Consider the following 325-nt stretch of genomic DNA (forward strand, 5'->3'; position numbering starts at 1 on the left):
GGCGGGAAGAAAAAGAGGGGGGGAGAGGAAAGAAGGGAGGGAAGAAGAGGAGGGGGAAAAGAAGAGGAGAAGAGAGGAGGAAAAGGAAGGAAAGGAGAAAAGGGAGGAGGAAGAGGAGGAAGGGAGGGGGGGAGGGGGAAAAGGGAAGAAAAGGAGAGGGAAGAAAAAAGAAGGAGAGGAAAAAGGAAAGGAGGAGGAGGAAGAAAGGAGGGAGAAGGAGAAAAAGAATAATTTGGTGGGTGAATTGTTAGGGGTAATAAGTAAGATACGGCGAATTCCGCGATAGATAAGTTGGTAGAGCAAGTGACTGTTAATCACTGGGTCC

Annotated in this window: 1 protein-coding gene; it reads left to right on the plus strand. The window is 48.6% G+C overall.

Features of this window, described 5'->3' with window-relative positions:
- On the plus strand, positions 1–286 hold a 286-nt coding region (locus tag NR126_RS28630; protein WP_256832520.1), incomplete at its 5' end, for a hypothetical protein.
- Positions 287–325 lie beyond the last annotated feature (39 nt).

It is taken from the genome of Pseudomonas sp. Pse1 (assembly GCF_024519635.1).
Lineage (GTDB): Bacteria > Pseudomonadota > Gammaproteobacteria > Pseudomonadales > Pseudomonadaceae > Aquipseudomonas.